This is a genomic window from Pseudomonas lurida (genome assembly GCF_002563895.1).
GTDB classification, from domain to species: domain Bacteria; phylum Pseudomonadota; class Gammaproteobacteria; order Pseudomonadales; family Pseudomonadaceae; genus Aquipseudomonas; species Aquipseudomonas lurida.
The window spans coordinates 1038449-1059065 of the sequence record NZ_PDJB01000001.1 but is presented as its reverse complement, the minus strand read 5'-3'; the positions used below and the strand labels follow the sequence as shown (position 1 = coordinate 1059065).

The window sequence follows — 20617 nt, the reverse complement described above, 5'->3', positions numbered from 1 at the left end:
AAAACGCCCCGTTCTCGTGATGAGAACGGGGCGTTTTTTTAGGTCTCGGATAATCAGCCGCGAGCGTTTTCGATCAGTTCGATGTACTCGTCCGCGTTACGCTGGTCCTTGATCAGGTCGACGAAGGTCTGGCCGTGCTCATCCTTGCCGTCGAGGTCCAGGCCAGCTTCCTTGAAGAAGCCCAAGAACCGTTCGAAATCGTCGATACGCAGGCCACGGTAGGCCTTGATCAGCTTGTGCAAGGACGGTGAAGTCGCGTCGACCGGCTCGAAGTCCAGGAACAACTTGATCTGGTCGTCACCGATCTCGTCACCAATCACCTGTTTCTTATCTTTACGCATTACCGACTCCAGCCTGCAGACATTTACACGGGAAAGGAAGTCTACCTGCCAGACACCCCCTTCGAAAACAACCAAACATGCCTGCGGGCGCTGGCCTGCCTGCGATAGCGGTGCGTCAAGCGGCCCCTCTGTCACTGATATAACGCTATCGCAGGCAAGCCAGCGCCCACATCAATTGCATCCACATAGCGGAATCTGCGTCGCCTGACTACTTTGCGCGCACCGCACCGGTATGCAAATCCGCCCAGATATGCCCATTGGCATAACCGAGGAACTGCACATACACCGTGTCATTGCGCAGCAGGTCGATAATCACCCGATACTGAGCCACCGGGTAGGACAAGGTCAGGACCTTGCTCTTGTCGTCATACACCGGCTTTTTCAGGCTTTTGCTTTCAGCGTCGAAGTTGAGCACCACCTGGTTGATGCTCGCGCCTTTGTTCAGGGGCTTACCCTTGAGGCGGATCATCAACGGGGAGGTCACCGGAATCGGCTGCTGGCTGGATTGGCGCTGGTTGCCTGCCACCACCGTGTACTCGGTGACTTGCAGCAGTTGCTGCTGGTCCGGCGCTTCGGCACGCAGGGTGAGGTCATCCGAGGGCAGGAACTGGCTGTGCATCGGTGCAGGCGCGGCGGCCAGGGGCAAACTGAGGGTCAGCGCCAGGACGGCGCCGATACGTGTCAACAAGCTCATGGGCTGCTCCGGCAAGATGAGCCCAGCACTGTAGCTCAATCGAACTGGGCAAGCATCCAGCGTTGGTACTCGGCCACGCCGGCGTCACCTTCGCGGGGCGCCCAGTCGGCCAGTTCGCCCTCACTGACCGGACGATAGGGTCCGGCCTTGCACTCGAACATGACCGTGTCGGGCTCCAGCACCACCAGGCCATGGAACACGCCCGGTGGCAGATCGACGCCCGCACACTCGCCACCGGCCTGCATGACGCGCTTGGCAAGCACCTCGCCGGTTTCGCTGAAGACCAGCAAGCCCAAGCGGCCCTGGAGCACCAACAACGTTTCCGCCTTATCCGCGCTCAGGTGCCGATGAGGCGGCACATACGTCTCAGGTTGCAGGCCCACCGCCAGCCGATGGCAAGGCTCTTCCATCTGATGAAAGTTGTGGTGGTGTCGACCGCGAGGGCTGGCGGCCGCTTTCTCGGCCAGGTCGGCAAACAGCGTCTGATCAAGAAAGCGGACCATGGCTTACATCCCTTTGACGGCGAAAATCCCATTGGCATTGCGCCAGTAGCCTTTGTAGTCCATGCCATAACCGAAGATGTAGCGGTCAATGCACGGCAGCCCCACGTAATCGGCTTTCAGGTCCGGACGGGCCTTGCGGTCGTGGTCTTTGTCGATCAGCACGGCGGTGTGCACTTTGCGCGCACCGGCGTGTTTGCAGAAGTCGATGATCGCGCCCAGGGTGTGACCTTCGTCGAGGATGTCATCGATGATCAGCACGTCGCGATCGATGAAGGAGACTTCCGGCTTGGCTTTCCAGAACAGGTCGCCGCCGGTGGTTTCATTGCGATAGCGAGTGGCGTGCAGGTACGACGCCTCCAATGGGAATTGCAGGTGGGTGAGCAATTTGCCGGCGAAGATCAGGCCACCGTTCATGACGCAGAAAACCACCGGGTTGGTGTCGGCCATTTCGCGGGTGATATGTGCGCCGACCTTGGCGATCGCTTCTTCGACTTGCGCTTCGGTGTACAGGCAGTCAGCCTCGCGCATGATTTGACGGATATGCTCGAGATCAGCGGACATGGCGCTCTCCAAGGGGGTGCTGTGGCAAGAAAAGCGGGCGAAGGTACGCTTCTCGTGCGCTCCGAGCAAGCCTTAATGGACTAACGTACTAGATGTCTATAGGACAACACCCTCGGATAGATTAATCTAGGCCGGTTTTTTTGCCCGCCGCCGGAGCCTTTCCCATGCCCACTCGCGAGATCCGCCACCCGCTGATCCGACACAAGCTCGGCCTTATGCGCCGCGCCGACATTAGCACGAAGAACTTCCGTGAGCTTGCTCAGGAAGTCGGAGCGTTGCTCACCTACGAAGCGACCAAGGATTTGCCCTTGGAGAGCTACGAGATTCCTGGTTGGGCCGGCCCCGTCCAGGTCGAGAAAATCGCCGGTAAGAAAATCACTGTGGTGCCGATCCTGCGCGCCGGTATCGGCATGCTCGAAGGCGTCCTCAGCCTGATCCCGGGCGCCAAGGTCAGCGCCGTGGGCGTGGCCCGCAATGAAGAAACCTTGCAGGCCCACACCTACCTGGAAAAACTCGTCCCGGAAATCAACGAGCGCCTGGCGATGATCATCGACCCGATGCTCGCCACCGGCAGCTCCATGGTTGCCACCATCGACCTGCTGAAAAAAGCCGGTTGCCGTGACATCCGTGCCATGGTCCTCGTCGCTGCCCCAGAAGGCATTGCTGCCGTCGAGAAGGCTCACCCGGATGTGCAGATCTACACCGCATCCATCGATGAGCGCCTGAACGAACACGGCTACATCATTCCAGGCCTGGGCGATGCCGGTGACAAGATCTTCGGCACCAAGCAGAAGGACGCGTGAACATGCAGGATGAATTCAACGACCCGCTTTGGCGCCAGATCCTGTCTGGCGCACAAATGCTCTTCGTAGCATTTGGCGCGCTGGTGTTGATGCCACTGATCACAGGTCTTGATCCAAACGTCGCACTGTTCACCGCAGGCCTGGGCACATTGCTGTTCCAGGTGGTGACAGGGCGACAGGTGCCGGTCTTCCTGGCATCGAGCTTTGCCTTCATTACCCCGATCATTCTCGCCAAGGGCCAGTTCGGCCTCGCGGCGACCATGGGCGGGGTGATGGCGGCCGGTTTCGTCTATACCTTCCTGGGCCTGGCGGTGAAGATCAAGGGCACCGGGTTTATCGACCGGTTGCTGCCGCCCGTGGTGATCGGGCCGGTGATTATCTCCATCGGCCTGGCCATGGCACCGATCGCCGCCAACATGGCGATGGGTAAGGCCGGTGACGGCACCGAGCTGATTCATTACCAGACGGCGATGATGATCTCGATGCCAGCGCTGCTGACCACCTTGATCGTGGCGGTGTTCGGCAAGGGCATCTTCCGCCTGGTGCCGATCATCTCCGGCGTGCTGGTGGGCTTTGCCATGTCGTTCTATTTTGGCGTGGTCGACACGGCGAAGATTGCCGCAGCCCCCTGGTTCGCCCTGCCCCACTTCACCGCGCCGGAATTCAACTGGCAAGCGATCCTGTTCATCGTCCCGGTGGCCCTGGCCCCGGCGATCGAACATATCGGCGGTGTGATTGCAGTGGGCAGCGTGACCGGTCGCGACTACCTGAAGAAGCCCGGCCTGCACCGCACCTTGCTGGGTGACGGCATTGCCACCACCGCCGCCGGCCTGTTTGGCGGCCCGCCGAACACCACTTACGCCGAAGTGACGGGCGCAGTGATGCTGACCAAGAACTACAACCCGAAGATCATGACCTGGGCAGCGGTGTTTGCCATCAGCCTGGCGTTCATCGGCAAGTTCGGCGCATTGCTGCAGAGCATTCCGGTGCCCGTGATGGGCGGGATTCTGTGCCTGTTGTTCGGCTCGATTGCCGCGGTGGGGATGAACACGCTGATCCGCCACAAGATCGACCTGGGCGAAGCACGCAACCTGGTGATCGTGTCGGTGACCCTGGTGTTCGGGATTGGCGGTGTACTGGTCGGTACCGGCACCGGCCCGGATGACTTCGGCCTAAAGGGCATCGCCCTGTGCGCGGTGGTAGCGATCGGTTTGAACCTGTTGCTGCCGGGCAATGATGGCTGGAAGAACAAGAAGCCGGATGAGCCGCTGCTGTAGGGCTGTCGGCTTTCTGGGTTGCTGATGGCCCCATCGCCGGCAAGGCCGGCGATGGGGCCATTCAGTCAATGAAGCCTAGAGCTCACCCAACCCATTGATCAGCGCCTGGTTCTGCTCCGGCGTGCCGATGCTGATCCGCAGGAACTGGGCAATCCGCTCCTGCTTGAAGTGACGCACGATCACCCCTTGCTCACGCAACGTGGCCGCCAGGCCCGCAGCATCATGCTGTGGGTGACGCGCAAAGATGAAGTTGGCGGCCGACGGCAACACTTCAAAACCCTTGCCTTCCAATTGCGCGACCAACGTGTTGCGGCTGTCGATCACCCACTGGCACGTCTTCTCGAAGTACTCACGGTCCTCGAACGCCGCCGCAGCGCCGGCAATCGCCAGGCGATCCAGCGGGTAGGAGTTGAAGCTGTTCTTGACGCGCTCCAGCGCTTCGATCAGGTCCGGGTGCCCCACGGCCAGGCCCACGCGCAAACCGGCCAGTGAGCGCGATTTGGACAGGGTCTGGGTGACCAGCAGGTTCGGGTAACGATCCACCAGGCTGATGGCGGTTTCGCCGCCGAAGTCGATATAGGCTTCATCGACCACCACTACCGAGTCCGGGCTGGCCTTGAGGATCTGCTCCACCGCGTCCAGCGCCAGCACACAGCCGGTGGGCGCGTTCGGGTTGGGGAAGATAATCCCGCCGTTGGGCTTGGCGTAGTCGGCTGCTCGGATCTGGAATTGCGCATCCAGTGGTACCGGGTCGGACTTGATGCCATAAAGGCCGCAGTAAACCGGGTAGAAGCTGTAGCTGATGTCCGGGAACAACAGCGGCAGATCGTGCTGGAACAGGCCGTGGAAAATGTGCGCCAGGACTTCATCGGAACCGTTACCGAGGAACACTTTGGCGGCATCGATCCCGTAATACTTGGCCACGGCCTGCTTGAGCAGGTCGCTGTTGGGGTCCGGGTACAGGCGCAGGTTGTCGTTCAACTCGGCCTGCATCGCCGCCAACGCCTTGGGCGATGGGCCGTAGGGATTTTCATTGGTGTTGAGCTTGACCAGCTTGGTCAGCTTGGGTTGTTCGCCTGGCACGTAAGGCACGAGGTCCTTGACGAAAGGGCTCCAGAATTTGCTCATGTCTCAGTTCCCCTTCTCTTCCAGGATGCGGTATTCGGCGCTACGGGCATGGGCGCTCAGGGATTCACCGCGGGCCAGCACCGAGGCAGTCTTGCCCAGTTCGGAAGCGCCCTGCGGCGAGCAGAAGATGATCGACGAACGCTTCTGGAAGTCATACACCCCCAGCGGCGACGAGAAACGCGCGGTGCCAGAGGTAGGCAGAACGTGGTTCGGGCCCGCGCAGTAGTCACCCAGGGCTTCGCTGGTGTGGCGGCCCATGAAGATCGCGCCTGCGTGGCGAATCGACGGCAGCCAGGCTTGTGGGTCGGCTACGGACAACTCCAAGTGCTCCGGCGCGATGCGGTTGGCCACTTCGATGGCCTGCTCCATGTCGCGCACGAGGATCAGCGCGCCACGGCCATTGATCGATTTCTCGATGATCTCGGCGCGCTCCATGGTCGGCAGCAGCTTATCGATACTGGCGGCAACCTTGTCGAGGAACTCGGCGTCCGGGCTGACCAGGATCGCCTGGGCGTCCTCGTCGTGCTCGGCCTGGGAGAACAGGTCCATGGCGATCCAGTCCGGATCGGTCTGGCCGTCGCACACCACGAGGATTTCCGAAGGGCCGGCGATCATGTCGATGCCCACCTGGCCAAACACGTGGCGCTTGGCGGTGGCGACGTAGATGTTGCCAGGGCCGACCACTTTGTCGACCTTCGGCACGCTTTCAGTGCCATAGGCCAGGGCGGCAACGGCTTGGGCACCGCCGATGGTGAACACGCGATCGACACCGGCGATGCAGGCTGCAGCCAGCACCAGCTCGTTGATTTCACCGCGTGGGGTCGGTACCACCATGACCACTTCGGTCACGCCCGCCACTTTGGCCGGGATTGCGTTCATCAGTACCGACGACGGGTACGACGCCTTGCCGCCCGGCACGTACAGGCCAGCGCGGTCGAGTGGCGTGACCTTCTGGCCCAGCACGGTGCCGTCGGCCTCGGTGTAGCTCCAGGAGTCCTGTTTCTGTCTTTCGTGGTAGCTGCGCACGCGGGCCGCCGCGATTTCCAGGGCTTCGCGCTGAGGTGCAGTAATGCGCGTCAGGGCCAGCTCCAAGCGTTCACGGGGCAGAATCAGGTCGGCCATCGACGCGACGTCCAGGCCATCGAACTGGCGGGTGAAGTCCACCAACGCCGCATCACCGCGCTCGCGCACGGCCTTGATGATATCGAGTACTCGCCCGTTGACCGAATCGTCGGACACGCTTTCCCAGCTCAGCAGATGATCCAGATGATGGGAGAAATCCGGGTCGGCAGCGTTGAGTCGGGCAATTGCAGTGGACGTGGTCATAGCGAGGGCCTCATAGGATTGGCAAAAATGCTCAGGCGCCGAAAGTTAGCAGTCGATCCGCTTGGGCACCTGAGAATTCTGGCTATGAGGCGGATAGACGGGCGCGACCTAGGGCCGCGCAGGTGAGTCAACCGCGGTGTCGCGACTCCACTGCCTTGCGCAGGGTGTCGATCAACGCCTGGATACGGGCGTGCTGCATCTTCATCGATGCTTTGTTGACGATCAGGCGGGAGCTGATGTCGGCAATGAAATCCTGGGGCTCGAGGCCATTGGCGCGCAGGGTGTTGCCGGTGTCGACCACGTCGATGATCTTGTCGGCCAAGCCAATCAGCGGCGCCAGCTCCATGGAGCCGTAGAGCTTGATGATATCGACCTGGCGGCCTTGCTCGGCGTAATAGCGCTTGGCGACGTTGACGAACTTGGTCGCCACGCGCAGGCGGCCTTTGGGCTCGACGTCACCGACACGGCCAGCGGTCATCAGCTTGCACAGGGCGATACGCAGGTCCAATGGCTCGTACAGGCCCTGGCCGCCGTATTCCATCAGCACGTCCTTGCCGGCGACACCGAGGTCGGCTGCGCCATGTTCAACGTAGGTCGGCACGTCGGTAGCCCGCACGATCAACAGGCGCACGTCGTCCTGGGTCGTGGGGATGATCAGCTTGCGGCTCTTGTCCGGATTCTCGGTCGGCACGATGCCCGCTTCAGCCAGAAGCGGCAAAGTGTCGTCAAGGATGCGGCCCTTGGACAGTGCGATGGTCAACATGGAAACGTCAGTCCTTCATCAGGCTATTGCTGTCCGGTCGCAAACGGCGCCAGACACAGATCGAGGCCATTACAGCCTCGATTTGGAACACATTCAGCATACCGCCTATTCAACGGCAAGCACCTTCCTGGGGTGAGCGGGCTTGCCCCCGCTCATCCCAATGAAGGCGCTCTCAGCAGCAGGGACTAGCCCGGTACGCGGCGGATTTTCGCGCCGAGCATCTGCAGTTTTTCTTCGATGCACTCGTAACCACGGTCTATGTGATAGATGCGGTCGATCAAGGTGTCGCCTTCGGCGATCAGCGCCGAGATCACCAGGCTGGCCGAAGCACGCAGGTCGGTCGCCATGACCGGCGCGCCCTTGAGTTTCTCGGTACCGGTGACAATAGCGGTGTTGCCTTCGACCTGGATCTTCGCGCCCATGCGGTGCAGCTCGTACACGTGCATGAAGCGGTTTTCGAAAATGGTCTCGATCACGGCACCGGTGCCTTCGGCAATGGCGTTCAAGGAAATGAACTGCGCTTGCATGTCAGTCGGGAACGCCGGGTACGGAGCGGTACGGACGTTGACGGCTTTAGGACGCTTGCCGTGCATGTTCAATTCGATCCAGTCTTCGCCGGTGGTGATTTCGGCACCGGCCTCACGCAGTTTTTCCAGGACCGCTTCCAGGATGGTCGGATCGGTGTCCTTGACCTTGACGCGACCACCGGTGACGGCGGCGGCAACCAGGTAGGTACCGGTCTCGATGCGGTCCGGCATCACTTTGTAGGTAGCCGGGTGCAGGCGCTTCACACCGTCGATGGTGATGGTGTCAGTGCCGGCGCCAGTGATGTTGGCACCCATGGCGATCAGGAAGTTGGCCAGGTCGACCACTTCCGGCTCGCGCGCGGCGTTTTGCAGGACGCTGCGGCCGTTGGCCAGGGCAGCGGCCATCATGATGTTCTCGGTACCGGTCACGCTGACGGTGTCAAAGAAGAAGTTGGCGCCACGCAGACCGCCTTCCGGCGCCTTGGCCTTGATGTAGCCGCCTTCGACGTCGATGGTCGCGCCCATGGCTTCAAGGCCACGGATGTGCAGGTCAACTGGACGCGAGCCGATGGCGCAACCGCCAGGCAGAGCGACTTCGGCTTCGCCGAAACGAGCAACCATCGGGCCCAATACCAGGATCGACGCACGCATGGTTTTCACCAGCTCGTACGGGGCGATCAGGGTCTTGATGGTGCGCGGGTCGATTTCGACGGCCAGCTTCTCGTCAATCACCGGCTCGATGCCCATGCGACCGAACAACTCGATCATGGTGGTGATGTCGTGCAGGTGCGGCAGGTTGGCCACGGTGACCGGGCCATCGCACAGCAGGGTCGCTGCCAGGATCGGCAAGGCAGAGTTTTTTGCACCGGAGATGCGAATCTCGCCATCAAGGCGGGCACCGCCGGTAATAATCAATTTATCCATAAGAATCTCGACGCCTTGGGGGCTCAGGTGCGCTCGGCCCAGGCCGCGCGGCTGAAAAATTTCATAGTGACCGCATGGATGCTGCCATCGGTGATCCACGGGTTCAAATGGGCATAGATCTGCTGCTGACGCTTGACCGGGCTGAGTGCCGCCAGTTCATCGCTAATCACGTTCAGCTGGAAGTTGCAGCCTTCGCCTTCAACTTCTACGGTCGTTTCCGGCAGCTTTCCTTCAAGAAAGCGCTTAACTTCTAGGGCCTGCATGCTCAACCTCTATCGGCGCCCAGTGCGCGCGGGTCGCACATCATACAAAAAAGCCCCGCGCCTGCGAACCCCGCATAGCAGGACTCTGACGGGGGGCTTCTCTAATAGTGTGTATTAAGGATGCGCCAACAGCTCGGTCAGACCGGAAACTTCGGCAATTTCACGCATGTCTTCGGGCAATGCCCGGATGCTGACCGTTTTTTTGACGGCTTCAGCATCGCGCATGAAGCACAGCAGCAGCGATAGGCCGACGCTGCTGGACTTGGTCACGGACGAACAATCCAGCACCAACGCGGGCGCGGTGCTGGTCTTGATCAGTGCCTGGCCCTGCTTGCGCAGGTCAGGCCCGGTGCGGTAATCCAGCACGCCGCTGAGGAACAGCTCGCCGGCATCGCCGAGACGAACAGCCGACTCGGTCATTGCGCTGGCTTCCCGGCAGCTTTATCGGTTTCTTCCTTGGCTTTGGCGACTTCACCAGCCCAACCATTGATGGTTTTGTCCAGGTCGTTGCCATTGCGCTGCATGGCATCGGCGAACTGGTCACGGAACAGCTTGCCAATGTTGATGCCGTTGATGATCACGTTACGCAGCTTCCACTCGCCGTTGACCTTCTCCAGCGTGTACTGCACAGGGTAGACGGCGCCGTTGTTGCCCTTGACGCTCATGTTCACGCTGGTGCGATCGCCCGACTCATCGCCGGCTGGAGCAACGGTAATGCCCTGGTTGTTGTACTCAAGCAGTGCATTGCCGTAGAACTGGAACAGGCCTTTCTTGAAGTTTTCCTGGAAAGCCTGCATCTGCGCCGGGGTAGCCTTGCGCGAATACTTGACGGTCATGATGCTGCGGGAGATGCCTTCGGCATCGACCACCGGACCGACAATGGTATTGAGCGCGTTGTAGAACTGACTTGGATCTTGCTTGTACTTTTCCTTGTTGGCCGACAGGTCAGCCAACATCTTGTTAGTCGTGTCCTGCACCAGCTCGTGGGCAGAACCTGCTGCGTTGGCCATCAACGGCAGCGCTGCAAGCAGTACCAGGAGGCCACGTCGCAAGGTAGAGATCATGTACAGATTCCTCATTTGGCGTCTTTATTGACCGTATTGAGCAGGAATTTACCGATCAGGTCTTCAAGTACCAGCGACGACTGTGTGTCGTGGATTGTCGAGCCATCCTTGAGCAGGGCTGTTTCCCCGCCCACGCTGACACCGATGTACTTCTCGCCCAGCAGACCCGCAGTGAGGATAGATGCAGTGGAGTCGGTCGGCAGATTATCTACCTTCTTGTCCAATTGCATCGTCACTCGGCCGGTGAAGCTGTCGCGATCCAGATCGATTGCCGTGACCTTGCCGATCGTCACACCGGCCATAGTCACTTTAGCTCTGACAGTCAAACCGGCGATATTGTCGAAGTACGCGTAAAGTTTATAGGTGTCGGCGGTGGGGCTGGCCGACAGGCCGCTGACTCGCAGGGCCAACAACAGTAAAGCCAGGATGCCAGCCAGCAAGAAAAGGCCGACACCGATTTCCACAGTGCGGTTTTGCATCAGAAATCTCCAAACATCAAGGCGGTCAAAATGAAGTCAAGGCCCAGTACCGCCAGCGAGGCGTACACAACGGTCTTGGTGGTGGCGCGACTGATCCCTTCTGAGGTGGGCTCGCAGTCGTAGCCTTGGAATACGGCGATCCAGGTGACAACAAAGGCGAAGACGATGCTCTTTATGATGCCGTTGAGCACGTCGCCAGTGAACGTCACGCTGTTTTGCATGTTGGACCAGTAGGAGCCGTCGTAGACGCCCAGCCAGTCCACCGCCACCCACGAACCGCCCCAGATACCGACCACGCTGAAGATCATTGCCAGCAGTGGCAGGGAAATGAAGCCGGCCCACAGGCGCGGGGCAACAATGTACTTGAGCGGATCCACGCCAATCATCTCCAGGCTGGACAGCTGCTCGGTGGACTTCATGTTGCCGATTTCAGCGGTCAGTGCAGATCCTGCGCGCCCGGCGAACAGCAAGGCGGTGACCACCGGCCCCAGTTCACGCAACAGCGTGAGGGCAACCATTTGCCCCACGGCCTGCTCCGAACCGTAGCTGGAAAGAATGTTAAAGCCCTGCAGCGCCAGCACCATGCCGATGAACACCCCGGAGACCACGATGATCACCAGGGACATAACGCCCACGGAATGCAGTTGCTTGACCAGCAGGCCAAAGCCGCCGCCAATGCCACCGCGGCCGAGCAAGGCGTGGAACAGGAAAATCGTCGAGCGGCCCAGCACTTCGACAATGTCGATGCCCGAGCGACCGAAAAGGCGAACCTTCTCGATGAGAGATGTCTTGCGCATCAGCGCTTCCCCAGAAGATCTGAGCGGTAGTCCGCTGCCGGAAAATGAAAAGGCACCGGGCCATCAGGATCGCCGGTCATGAATTGGCGAATGCGCGGGTTATCCGCGTTCATCAGCTCTTCGGGCGTGCCCTGCCCCAGCACCTGGCCATCGCCCACTACATACAGGTAGTCGGCAATGCTCGCGGTTTCTGCAAGATCATGGGAAACCACGATGCTGGTGATGCCTAGCGCATCGTTGAGCAAGCGGATAAGGCGCACCAGCACGCCCATGGCGATGGGGTCCTGGCCGACGAAGGGCTCGTCGTACATGAGGATCTGCGGGTCGAGGGCGATGGCGCGCGCCAGGGCCACACGACGCTTCATGCCACCGGACAACTCGTCGGGCATGAGATCGATGGCACCGCGAAGGCCTACCGCCTGCAGTTTCAGCAATACAATGTCACGAATCATTTCGTCGGACAGCTGAGTATGCACCCGCAGCGGGAACGCCACGTTCTCGAAAACATCGAGGTCGGTGAACAATGCACCGCTCTGGAACAGCACACCCATGTGCTTGCGCGCATCGAACAGATCGCTGCGCGACAGGGTCGGCAGGTTCTGGCCGTTGACCCACACTTCGCCGGCGCTGGGGCGCAGCTGCATGCCCATCAGGCGTAACAGGGTGGTCTTACCGCAACCGGAAGGCCCCATGATGCCCGTGACCTTGCCGCGCGGAATGCGGATATCGACGTTATTGAAGATGCTGCGCGTCCCGCGCTTGAAGGTCAGTCCCTTCAGCTCGACCGCGTAGGCGTTATCGGCACTCATCTAAACTCCTTGGGATGCAGCCTCTCACTCAGACACCACGCGTGCGACAAACGTTTGCAACCGTTGCGCAATAGTTGGCCACGTGGGCTGGGCGGACCGAACTGGCGGCGAACTATATCACTGCTGGTACAAGGCGCCCAAGGCCGGAACAGCGCTTGTTCAGATTGAGGACAGGGAAAAAACGTTGCTGGCTATGTTACCAAGGAGGGTTGCCGAAGATGGAATCTCAACCGCATCGTGAACAAACCCTGACGAACTTGCGTGAGGGAATTGATCATTACCGCTATAATCGCCGACTTTTCGTCAGGCTATACGATTTCAGACATGAGCCAATCCAGCGACCTTATTCAATCCGCACAACGCACCATCCGCCTCGAGCTTGAAGCCGTGGAAGGCTTGCTGGCGCATATCGACGCAGATTTCGTACGCGCCTGCGAGATGATTCTGGCCAGCAAGGGCCGCGTTGTCGTGGTCGGCATGGGCAAATCGGGCCACGTCGGCAACAAGATCGCCGCCACCCTGGCCAGCACCGGGACCACCGCGTTTTTCGTGCACCCTGCCGAAGCCAGCCACGGCGACATGGGCATGATCACCAAGGATGACGTCATCCTGGCACTGTCCAACTCCGGCACTACCAACGAAATCGTGACCCTGTTGCCGCTGATCAAGCGCCTGGGCATCCAGATGATCAGCATCACCGGCAACCCGGAGTCGACGCTGGCCAAGGCCGCCGAAGTGAACCTGAATGTTCACGTGGCCCACGAGGCTTGCCCGCTGAACCTGGCACCCACCTCCTCCACCACCGCCGCGCTGGTCATGGGCGATGCCCTGGCCGTAGCGCTGCTGGAAGCCCGCGGGTTTACCGCCGAGGACTTCGCATTTTCTCACCCAGGGGGCGCACTGGGCCGCCGCCTGCTGCTGAAAGTGGAAAATGTCATGCACTCGGGCGATGAATTGCCCCACGTCCAACGCGGCACCTTGCTGAAGGACGCGTTGATGGAGATGACCCGCAAGGGCCTGGGCATGACCGTGATCCTGGAAGCCGACGGCCGTCTGGCCGGGGTCTTCACCGACGGCGACCTGCGCCGCACCCTGGACCGCACCATCGATATCCATACCGCGACCATTGACGCGGTGATGACACCTCACGGCAAGACCGCGCGCCCTGAAATGCTGGCAGCCGAAGCCTTGAAGATCATGGAAGACCACAAGATCGGCGCACTGGTGGTGGTCGATGGCGACGACCACCCGATTGGCGCCCTGAACATGCACGACTTGCTGCGTGCGGGAGTGATGTAAATGACCAGCGACCTGCTGCAACGCGGCAAGCACATCAAACTGGCGATTTTCGACGTTGACGGCGTGCTGACCGATGGCCGCCTGTACTTCCTCGAAGACGGCAGTGAATTCAAGACGTTCAACACCCTCGATGGCCAGGGCATCAAGATGCTGATGGCGTCGGGCGTGCAAACGGCGATTATCAGCGGCCGAAAAACGCCGGTAGTGGAACGCCGCGCACAAAACCTGGGGATTCCTCACCTGTATCAGGGCCGCGAGGATAAACTGGTGGTTCTGGACGAGCTTCTTGGCCAACTCAACCTAAGCTATGAGCAGGTCGCCTACTTGGGCGATGACCTGCCAGACCTGCCGGTGATCCGCCGAGTGGGCCTGGGCATGGCCGTCGCCAATGCGGCAGCCTTTGTTCGCGAGCACGCCCATGGCATTACCACCGCCCGCGGCGGTGAAGGTGCCGCCCGCGAGTTCTGCGAGCTGATCCTGCGTGCCCAGGGTAGCCTTGAAGCGGCCCACGCCGCCTACTTATAGAGCGTTTTATGCTGAGCAAAAAGATTCGCAACTTCCTGCTATTCGGGGTCATCGCCGCGCTGTTCCTGGCGGTGGGCTACTGGAATATCAGCCCGGAGCGCTTTCTCGACCAGCCTGCTGCGCAGGTTGACGAGAGCGCTATCGACTATTACGCCACCAATGCCAAGAGCGTGCAGTTCCTGCCAGATGGCAAGGTGCAGTACGAAATGACTTCGGACAAGGTTGAGCATGTCAAGGCCAGCGAAGTCACCCTGCTGACCAACCCGGACATGAATATCTACCGGGGTACCGAGTTTCCATGGCACGTCACCAGCAAGCGTGGCGAGGTCAACCCGGACGGTACCGAGGTGGAACTGATCGACTCGGTGCGCGTTGCGCGTACCGACGATAAAAAGCGTGAGACCGTGATTACCACCAGTCGAATGACCGTATTCCCGCAGAAGCAATATGCGCAGACCGAGCAAGACGTTAGAATCGACGGCGCTGGCGGTGTATCGACTGGCAAGGGAATGAAAGCGTATTTGAAAGAAAGCAGGATACACCTGCTATCGAACGTAAGAGGACAGTATGAGGCTCGTTAAAACTCTCCCTATTTTGCTCGGTCTGGGCGCAGCACTGGGAAGCGTGAGCGCCTGGGCTCTGCCGAACGATAGCCAGCAACCGATCCACATCTCGGCTGACGACGCGCAGCTCGATGACAAGCAAGGCGTCGCCACCTACACCGGCGGCGTGATCATCACCCAGGGTTCGATGAAGATCACCGGCAACACGGTGACACTGACGCGCACCCAATCGGGCGATATCGACGTGGTGACGTCGGTAGGCAACCTGGCTTACTTCGAACAGAAGCAGTCTGCTACCGATACCGGCCCCATGAAGGGCTACGGCAAGACCATCCAGTACCACGCCCAGCAGAACCGCATTGTCCTGATCGACCAGGCGAAGGTACTCAGCCCCGATGGCAACTCTACGGAAGGTGAGAAAATCACCTATGACACCGTGAAACAGGTTGCCAACGCCGGCCGCGCGACTGGCAGCAAGCTCAGCGCGCCGCGCCCACGCATCGATATGGTTATCCAGCCGAAGAAGAAGGCCGAGTAATGGCAACCCTGAAAGCCCAGCATCTGGCCAAGGCCTATAAAAGCCGTCAGGTCGTGCGCGACGTCAGCCTGTCGATCGACAGCGGCCAGATCGTCGGCTTGCTCGGCCCCAACGGCGCCGGCAAGACCACCTGTTTCTACATGATCGTCGGCCTGGTCCAGGCGGATCAGGGCCGCGTACTGATCGACGATCTGGACGTGAGCCACCAGCCGATGCACGGCCGCGCCCGCGCCGGTATCGGCTATCTCCCGCAGGAGGCGTCCATCTTCCGCAAACTGTCGGTCGCCGATAACATCATGGCCATCCTCGAGACCCGCAAGGAGCTCGACCGAGACGGCCGCCGCAAGGAGCTGGAAAGCCTGCTGCAGGAGTTTCACATCAACCATATCCGCGACAACCTCGGCATGAGCCTGTCCGGTGGTGAGCGTCGCCGTGTGGAAATCGCCCGCGCCCTGGCCACTGCGCCCAAGTTCATCCTGCTGGACGAACCGTTTGCCGGCGTCGACCCGATCTCGGTGGGCGACATCAAGCAGATCATCCATCACCTCAAGGCCAAGGGCATTGGCGTGCTGATCACTGACCACAACGTCCGTGAGACCCTCGATATCTGCGAGACCGCTTATATCGTCAACGATGGCCAGCTAATCGCCGAAGGTGATTCCGCCACGATCCTGGCCAACGAACTGGTCAAGGAAGTGTACCTGGGTCACGAGTTCCGCCTGTAAACACCGTGGTGTCACGGCCGTTCGCCAAGGTGCGCGGGAGTCAATGAAAACCTCCGGATTTTTATTGTTACCGCGCTCTAGGCAAAGCCCCCGACATCAGGCATATAATTTGCTTATGTTTGGCGCTCACGCGCCCTGTCGTGGATGGCGCATTGCGCCGGCGAATAAGGTGTTAAGCCCCTGCCATGAAACCATCGCTAGTCCTGAGAATGGGCCAGCAGCTGACGATGACACCGCAGCTGCAACAGGCCATCCGCCTGCTCCAATTGTCGACCCTGGACCTGCAACAGGAAATCCAGGAGGCCCTGGAGTCCAATCCGATGCTCGAACGCCAGGAAGAAGGCGACGACTTCGATAACGCAGACCCGCTGGCCGATAACATCGAGCAAAAACCCAATTCCGACGTGCAGGAACCCTCCTACCAGGAATCCGCCCCTACGGTGGACAACCTCGAGGAAGGCGAATGGAACGAACGCATCCCCAACGAGCTTCCGGTCGACACCGCCTGGGAAGACGTCTACCAGACCAGCGCCAGCAGCCTGCCCAGCAGTGACGATGACGAGTGGGACTTCACCACCCGCACCTCCGCCGGCGAGAGCTTGCAGAGCCACCTGCTGTGGCAACTGAACCTTGCGCCGATGTCGGACACCGATCGCCTGATCGCCGTGACCCTGATCGACTGCATCAATAACCAGGGTTATCTAGACGAGACGCTTGAAGAGATTCTTGAAGCCTTCGACCCTGAACTGGATATCGAGCTGGACGAGATCGAAGCCGTCCTGCACCGCATCCAGCAGTTCGAACCTGCCGGTATCGGCGCGCGCTCCCTCAGCGAATGCCTGCTGCTGCAATTGCGCCAACTGCCAGCCAAGACCCCTTGGCTCGCCGAGGCCCAGCGCCTGGTCACCGATTACATCGACCTGTTGGGCAGCCGCGACTACAGCCAGTTGATGCGCCGCATGAAGCTCAAGGAAGACGACCTGCGCCAGGTCATCGAGCTGGTGCAGAGCCTCAACCCGCGTCCCGGCTCACAAATCGAGTCCAGCGAAGCCGAATACGTGGTTCCGGATGTGATCGTACGCAAGGACAACGAGCGCTGGCTGGTAGAGCTGAACCAGGAATCGGTGCCGCGCCTGCGGGTCAACCCGCAATACGCCGGCTTTGTGCGTCGCGCCGACACCAGCGCCGATAACACCTTCATGCGCAACCAATTGCAGGAAGCCCGCTGGTTCATCAAGAGCCTGCAAAGCCGCAACGAAACCCTGATGAAAGTGGCCACCCAGATCGTCGAGCACCAGCGCGGCTTCCTGGAGTACGGCGACGAAGCGATGAAGCCGCTGGTACTGCATGACATCGCCGAAGCGGTAGGCATGCATGAGTCGACCATTTCGCGGGTGACCACGCAGAAATTCATGCATACCCCACGGGGCATTTATGAACTGAAATACTTTTTCTCCAGCCATGTCAGCACCTCAGAAGGCGGTGAATGCTCGTCCACGGCGATCCGCGCGATCATCAAAAAACTGGTTGCCGCGGAAAATCAGAAAAAGCCATTGAGTGACAGTAAGATCGCTGGTTTACTGGAGGCACAAGGCATTCAGGTCGCCCGTCGAACCGTCGCCAAGTACCGCGAGTCCCTCGGGATCGCGCCTTCCAGCGAGCGTAAGCGTTTGATGTGACGGGCGGGCCACAGCGTTCCAGTGGCAGGTATTCCTACCTGCCGCTTTATGCACTGGCAACGAAGGAGAAGCTGTATGCAAGTCAACATCAGTGGACACCATGTAGAAGTCACCCCTCCACTACGCGACTATGTCGAGCTGAAGCTGAGGAAGCTTGAGGGACATTTCGACAAGATCACCAACGTGCAGGTCATCATGAAGGTCGACAAGCTTCAGCAGAAAATTGAAGCGACCCTCCAGATACCCGGTGGTGAAGTGGTCGCCAATGCCGAACATGAAGACATGTATGCATCAATCGACTTGCTCACAGACAAGCTTGACCGCCAACTTAAAAAGCATAAGGAAAAGAATCTGAGCCTGCTTCAGGGCACAGGTCGTTAACTCTCCCCCCATGATCCGACTTGAAACCATCCTGACCCCCGGCCGTTCCCTCGTGAACGCGCCGGGCGGCAGCAAGAAGAAAGCCCTTGAGCAAATTGCCAACCTGATCAGCCGCGAAGTGCCTGAACTGGAAATGCAAGATGTCTACGAGGCTCTGATTGCCCGTGAAAAACTCGGTTCCACCGGTTTTGGCAACGGCATCGCCATTCCCCACTGCCGCCTCAAAGGCTGCGAGACCCCAGTCAGCGCCCTGCTTCACCTGGACGCTCCCATCGATTTCGACGCTATCGACGGTGCCCCGGTCGACCTGCTGTTTGTACTGCTGGTCCCGCAGGCTGCCACCGATGCGCACCTGGAACTGCTTCGGCAGATCGCCAGCATGCTCGACCGCAAGGAAGTACGCGACAAACTGCGCAGTGCCAACAGCAACGAGGCGCTGTACCAGGTTGTCCTGGATGAACAGAACGGGCAGTAATCATGCGTTTGATCATCGTCAGCGGCCGCTCCGGCTCGGGTAAAAGCACCGCCCTCAACGTTCTTGAGGACAGCGGTTTCTATTGCATTGATAACCTGCCCGCCGGCCTGCTGCCGGAATTGGCGGAACGCGCGTTGATCCACACTGAACTGGCGCAACCCCTGGTCGCCGTATCGATTGATGCCCGCAACTTGCCCAGCCACCTTGAGCGATTCCCGCAATTGCTAGAGGAAGTGCGGGCCAAGCACATCCATTGCGACGTGCTGTACCTGGATGCCGACGAGGAGACGCTGCTCAAGCGTTTCTCCGAAACCCGCCGGCGCCACCCCCTCAGCAGCCCTCACCGCTCCCTGGCCGAAGCCATCGAGGACGAGACCACGCTGCTGGGGCCGATCATTGACCTCGCCGACCTCAAGATCAACACCACCAGCCTCAACCTGTATCAATTGCGCGACGCCATCAAGCTGCGCCTGCTGAACCAGCCGGAGCCAGGCACGGCGTTTCTCGTGGAGTCGTTTGGCTTCAAGCGGGGCATGCCGGTCGATGCCGACCTGGTGTTTGACGTGCGCTGCCTGCCCAACCCGTATTGGAAGCCGGAACTGCGCGATCAGTCCGGGCTGGATCAGCCCGTGGCCGATTACCTGGCTGCGCAACCGGATGTCGAGGAAATGTTCCAGGACATTTCCAGCTACTTGCTCAAATGGTTGCCACGCTTTGCTGCAAGCAACCGGGCCTATGTGACCATTGCCATCGGCTGCACCGGCGGTCACCACCGCTCCGTCTACCTGACCGAGCGCCTGGGCCAGGTGCTGCAACAAACCCTCAAGAATGTCCAGGTCCGCCACCGCGACCTTAGCTGAAAGGAACACCTCCGCGATGCCCGCTCTGGAAATTGAAATCATCAACAAGTTGGGCTTGCACGCCCGGGCATCTGCCAAATTCGTTGGCGTTGCCGGGCAGTTCCCTTGCCAGATCCGCGCCGGGCGCACACCAGAATCGATGGTCGACGGCAAAAGCATCATGGCCATGATGATGCTGGCCGCCGGCAAGGGCACCAAGATTCACTTGAAGACCGAAGGTGAGCAAGAGCAGGAAGCGATGGATGCCCTGGTGGCGTTGATCAACAACTACTTCGACGAAGGTGAATAACCCCCTTTAGGAGCCCGGCTCGCCGGCAGTGGCGTCGCCAAGTCCGCAAGTCTCGGGATTGAACGCCGGCGAGCCGACTCCTACAAGGGAGCGGCTGTTACCCCAGGGCCGTGTCCATCACCATCATTAAGCAGAACCCGATGCACAACCCCAGGCTGGCGAGCTTTTCGTGACCATTGCGCCGCGATTCGGGGATGACCTCGTGGGTCACCACTAAAAGCATCGCGCCCGCCGCCAGGGCCAGCCCCAGAGGCAAGAACACCTCGGCCAGGCTGACCAACCAGGCACAAAGCACAGCAAACACGGGCTCGACCAGACCTGATGCCGCTCCGATCAGGAACGCCTTGATTCGCGACATCCCCGCCCCGGCCAATACCAAGGCAATCACCAAGCCTTCGGGCACGTCTTGCAAGGCAATGCCCATCGCTAGGCTGTCGGCATCCGGCATACCGCCGCCGGCCGAGACACCCACCGCCATGCCTTCAGGGATGTTGTGGGCGATAATGGCAAACACGAACAGCCAGATGCGTGGCGGAATCACCGGTTTGTCCGGGGTGCCCACCAGCATTTCCGGGCTCGCGCCGGAGACCTTGCGGTCAACCAGATACAGTCCGAACGCCCCCAGCATAATGCCAAAGCTGATCAGGCCACTGGCGCCCCAGGGCGAAAGCCCCAGGCCTTCAGCCGCGGCAATGCCCGGGACGATCAGCGAAAACGCCGTCGCCGCCAGCATCACCCCGGCACCAAAGCCCAGCAATGTATCGCTCAATGCCACCGGCATGCGGCGGATCACCAGCACAGGCACCGCACCGAGCGCCGTGCCAAGCGCGCAGATAGAGCCACCCTGTAGGGCGCGCAGAATGCGCGGTTCAAGGTTCAGCCAGGCCAGCCCGTGGGCCACCAGCAATGCAGTACCTGCCAATAGCAGCAACGAACCAAGCGCATAACGAAACATTCGCCCGCTGCTGATCGCCAGTGTTTCAGTACCCATAGTCGGCCTTAGATCTTGTTATGAAGGTGATTG

Annotated in this window: 27 protein-coding genes; 12 read left to right on the top strand and 15 right to left on the bottom strand. The window is 60.2% G+C overall.

Annotated features, from left to right (window positions below):
- Positions 1 to 53: 53 nt before the first annotated feature.
- From ATH90_RS04770 to ATH90_RS04755, 4 genes are all read right to left on the bottom strand, one after another.
- Entirely contained in the window at positions 54 to 341 is a 288-nt protein-coding gene (locus ATH90_RS04770; RefSeq protein ID WP_016976601.1) for a PA4642 family protein, read from the bottom strand.
- A gap of 208 nt (positions 342 to 549) precedes the next feature.
- Positions 550 to 1035, bottom strand: a complete 486-nt coding sequence (locus ATH90_RS04765) for a hypothetical protein (protein ID WP_098465793.1) — start codon at positions 1033 to 1035, stop codon at positions 550 to 552.
- Between the two features lie 35 nt (positions 1036 to 1070).
- Entirely contained in the window at positions 1071 to 1538 is a 468-nt protein-coding gene (locus tag ATH90_RS04760; RefSeq protein ID WP_034102222.1) for a WbuC family cupin fold metalloprotein, read from the bottom strand.
- Positions 1539 to 1541: 3 nt separating this feature from the next.
- Complete coding sequence (locus tag ATH90_RS04755; RefSeq protein ID WP_034102221.1) at positions 1542 to 2099, bottom strand: hypoxanthine-guanine phosphoribosyltransferase; 558 nt, start codon at positions 2097 to 2099, stop codon at positions 1542 to 1544.
- 164 nt (positions 2100 to 2263) lie between these two features.
- On the opposite strand from ATH90_RS04755, the gene upp reads away from it, so the two are divergent.
- Entirely contained in the window at positions 2264 to 2902 is a 639-nt protein-coding gene (upp, locus tag ATH90_RS04750) for a uracil phosphoribosyltransferase (protein WP_025856322.1), read from the top strand.
- A 2-nt stretch (positions 2903 to 2904) separates the two neighbouring features.
- Positions 2905 to 4179: a uracil-xanthine permease family protein gene (locus tag ATH90_RS04745; RefSeq protein WP_034102220.1), complete on the top strand. Its 1275-nt coding sequence runs from the start codon at positions 2905 to 2907 to the stop codon at positions 4177 to 4179.
- A gap of 75 nt (positions 4180 to 4254) precedes the next feature.
- On the opposite strand, the gene hisC is transcribed toward ATH90_RS04745, so the two are convergent.
- The 10 genes from hisC to ATH90_RS04695 all read right to left on the bottom strand — a co-directional run bounded on the left by hisC (position 4255) and on the right by ATH90_RS04695 (position 12259).
- Positions 4255 to 5307, bottom strand: a complete 1053-nt coding sequence (gene hisC, locus ATH90_RS04740; protein WP_098465792.1) for a histidinol-phosphate transaminase — start codon at positions 5305 to 5307, stop codon at positions 4255 to 4257.
- Between the two features lie 3 nt (positions 5308 to 5310).
- On the bottom strand, positions 5311 to 6633 hold the full coding sequence (gene hisD, locus ATH90_RS04735) for a histidinol dehydrogenase (RefSeq protein ID WP_098465791.1): 1323 nt from the start codon (positions 6631 to 6633) through the stop codon (positions 5311 to 5313).
- Between the two features lie 127 nt (positions 6634 to 6760).
- Positions 6761 to 7396, bottom strand: a complete 636-nt coding sequence (hisG, locus tag ATH90_RS04730; RefSeq protein WP_003188599.1) for an ATP phosphoribosyltransferase — start codon at positions 7394 to 7396, stop codon at positions 6761 to 6763.
- Between the two features lie 185 nt (positions 7397 to 7581).
- Complete coding sequence (murA, locus tag ATH90_RS04725; protein WP_034102217.1) at positions 7582 to 8847, bottom strand: UDP-N-acetylglucosamine 1-carboxyvinyltransferase; 1266 nt, start codon at positions 8845 to 8847, stop codon at positions 7582 to 7584.
- 23 nt (positions 8848 to 8870) lie between these two features.
- Positions 8871 to 9110, bottom strand: a complete 240-nt coding sequence (locus tag ATH90_RS04720) for a BolA family protein (protein ID WP_034102215.1) — start codon at positions 9108 to 9110, stop codon at positions 8871 to 8873.
- 114 nt (positions 9111 to 9224) lie between these two features.
- Positions 9225 to 9530: an STAS domain-containing protein gene (locus ATH90_RS04715; RefSeq protein WP_034102213.1), complete on the bottom strand. Its 306-nt coding sequence runs from the start codon at positions 9528 to 9530 to the stop codon at positions 9225 to 9227.
- A complete protein-coding gene (locus tag ATH90_RS04710) occupies positions 9527 to 10174 on the bottom strand; it encodes an MlaC/ttg2D family ABC transporter substrate-binding protein (RefSeq protein ID WP_034102210.1) in 648 nt (215 codons plus the stop codon). The genes ATH90_RS04715 and ATH90_RS04710 overlap by 4 nt, the downstream gene beginning before the upstream one ends.
- A gap of 11 nt (positions 10175 to 10185) precedes the next feature.
- Positions 10186 to 10653 (bottom strand): outer membrane lipid asymmetry maintenance protein MlaD, encoded by a 468-nt coding sequence (gene mlaD, locus ATH90_RS04705; protein WP_003171814.1) that lies wholly within the window; start codon positions 10651 to 10653, stop codon positions 10186 to 10188.
- Positions 10653 to 11450, bottom strand: coding sequence for a lipid asymmetry maintenance ABC transporter permease subunit MlaE (mlaE, locus tag ATH90_RS04700; protein WP_034102208.1), 798 nt, complete (start codon positions 11448 to 11450; stop codon positions 10653 to 10655). The genes mlaD and mlaE overlap by 1 nt, the downstream gene beginning before the upstream one ends.
- Positions 11450 to 12259, bottom strand: coding sequence for an ATP-binding cassette domain-containing protein (locus ATH90_RS04695; protein ID WP_003171811.1), 810 nt, complete (start codon positions 12257 to 12259; stop codon positions 11450 to 11452). Before ATH90_RS04695 ends, mlaE begins: the two co-directional genes overlap by 1 nt.
- 324 nt (positions 12260 to 12583) lie before the next feature.
- Here ATH90_RS04695 and ATH90_RS04690 point away from each other — a divergent pair, with 324 nt between their 5' ends.
- The 10 genes from ATH90_RS04690 (at position 12584) to ATH90_RS04645 (ending at position 19593) form a co-directional block, all read left to right on the top strand.
- Positions 12584 to 13558 (top strand): KpsF/GutQ family sugar-phosphate isomerase, encoded by a 975-nt coding sequence (locus ATH90_RS04690; protein ID WP_069021777.1) that lies wholly within the window; start codon positions 12584 to 12586, stop codon positions 13556 to 13558.
- Entirely contained in the window at positions 13559 to 14083 is a 525-nt protein-coding gene (locus tag ATH90_RS04685; protein ID WP_034102204.1) for a KdsC family phosphatase, read from the top strand.
- Positions 14084 to 14091: 8 nt separating this feature from the next.
- Positions 14092 to 14664, top strand: coding sequence for an LPS export ABC transporter periplasmic protein LptC (gene lptC / locus ATH90_RS04680; protein WP_034102202.1), 573 nt, complete (start codon positions 14092 to 14094; stop codon positions 14662 to 14664).
- The gene (lptA, locus tag ATH90_RS04675) at positions 14651 to 15184 is read left to right on the top strand and encodes a lipopolysaccharide transport periplasmic protein LptA (protein WP_034102200.1); all 534 of its coding nucleotides are present in this window, start codon (positions 14651 to 14653) and stop codon (positions 15182 to 15184) included. Before lptC ends, lptA begins: the two co-directional genes overlap by 14 nt.
- Entirely contained in the window at positions 15184 to 15909 is a 726-nt protein-coding gene (gene lptB, locus ATH90_RS04670; protein ID WP_003171806.1) for an LPS export ABC transporter ATP-binding protein, read from the top strand. Before lptA ends, lptB begins: the two co-directional genes overlap by 1 nt.
- 185 nt (positions 15910 to 16094) lie before the next feature.
- Positions 16095 to 17588 (top strand): RNA polymerase factor sigma-54, encoded by a 1494-nt coding sequence (locus ATH90_RS04665; protein ID WP_034102197.1) that lies wholly within the window; start codon positions 16095 to 16097, stop codon positions 17586 to 17588.
- Positions 17589 to 17663: 75 nt separating this feature from the next.
- Entirely contained in the window at positions 17664 to 17969 is a 306-nt protein-coding gene (gene hpf / locus ATH90_RS04660) for a ribosome hibernation-promoting factor, HPF/YfiA family (RefSeq protein WP_034102196.1), read from the top strand.
- A gap of 10 nt (positions 17970 to 17979) precedes the next feature.
- A complete protein-coding gene (ptsN, locus tag ATH90_RS04655; RefSeq protein ID WP_034102194.1) occupies positions 17980 to 18444 on the top strand; it encodes a PTS IIA-like nitrogen regulatory protein PtsN in 465 nt (154 codons plus the stop codon).
- Positions 18445 to 18446: 2 nt separating this feature from the next.
- A complete protein-coding gene (gene rapZ, locus ATH90_RS04650; protein WP_069021773.1) occupies positions 18447 to 19304 on the top strand; it encodes an RNase adapter RapZ in 858 nt (285 codons plus the stop codon).
- A gap of 16 nt (positions 19305 to 19320) precedes the next feature.
- Positions 19321 to 19593 carry an HPr family phosphocarrier protein gene (locus tag ATH90_RS04645; protein ID WP_012722237.1) on the top strand — a complete coding sequence of 91 codons (273 nt, stop codon included), beginning with the start codon at positions 19321 to 19323 and terminating at the stop codon, positions 19591 to 19593.
- A gap of 97 nt (positions 19594 to 19690) precedes the next feature.
- Here ATH90_RS04645 and ATH90_RS04640 read toward each other — a convergent pair whose 3' ends face one another.
- A complete protein-coding gene (locus tag ATH90_RS04640) occupies positions 19691 to 20584 on the bottom strand; it encodes a ZIP family metal transporter (protein ID WP_098465790.1) in 894 nt (297 codons plus the stop codon).
- Between the last annotated feature and the right edge of the window lie 33 nt (positions 20585 to 20617).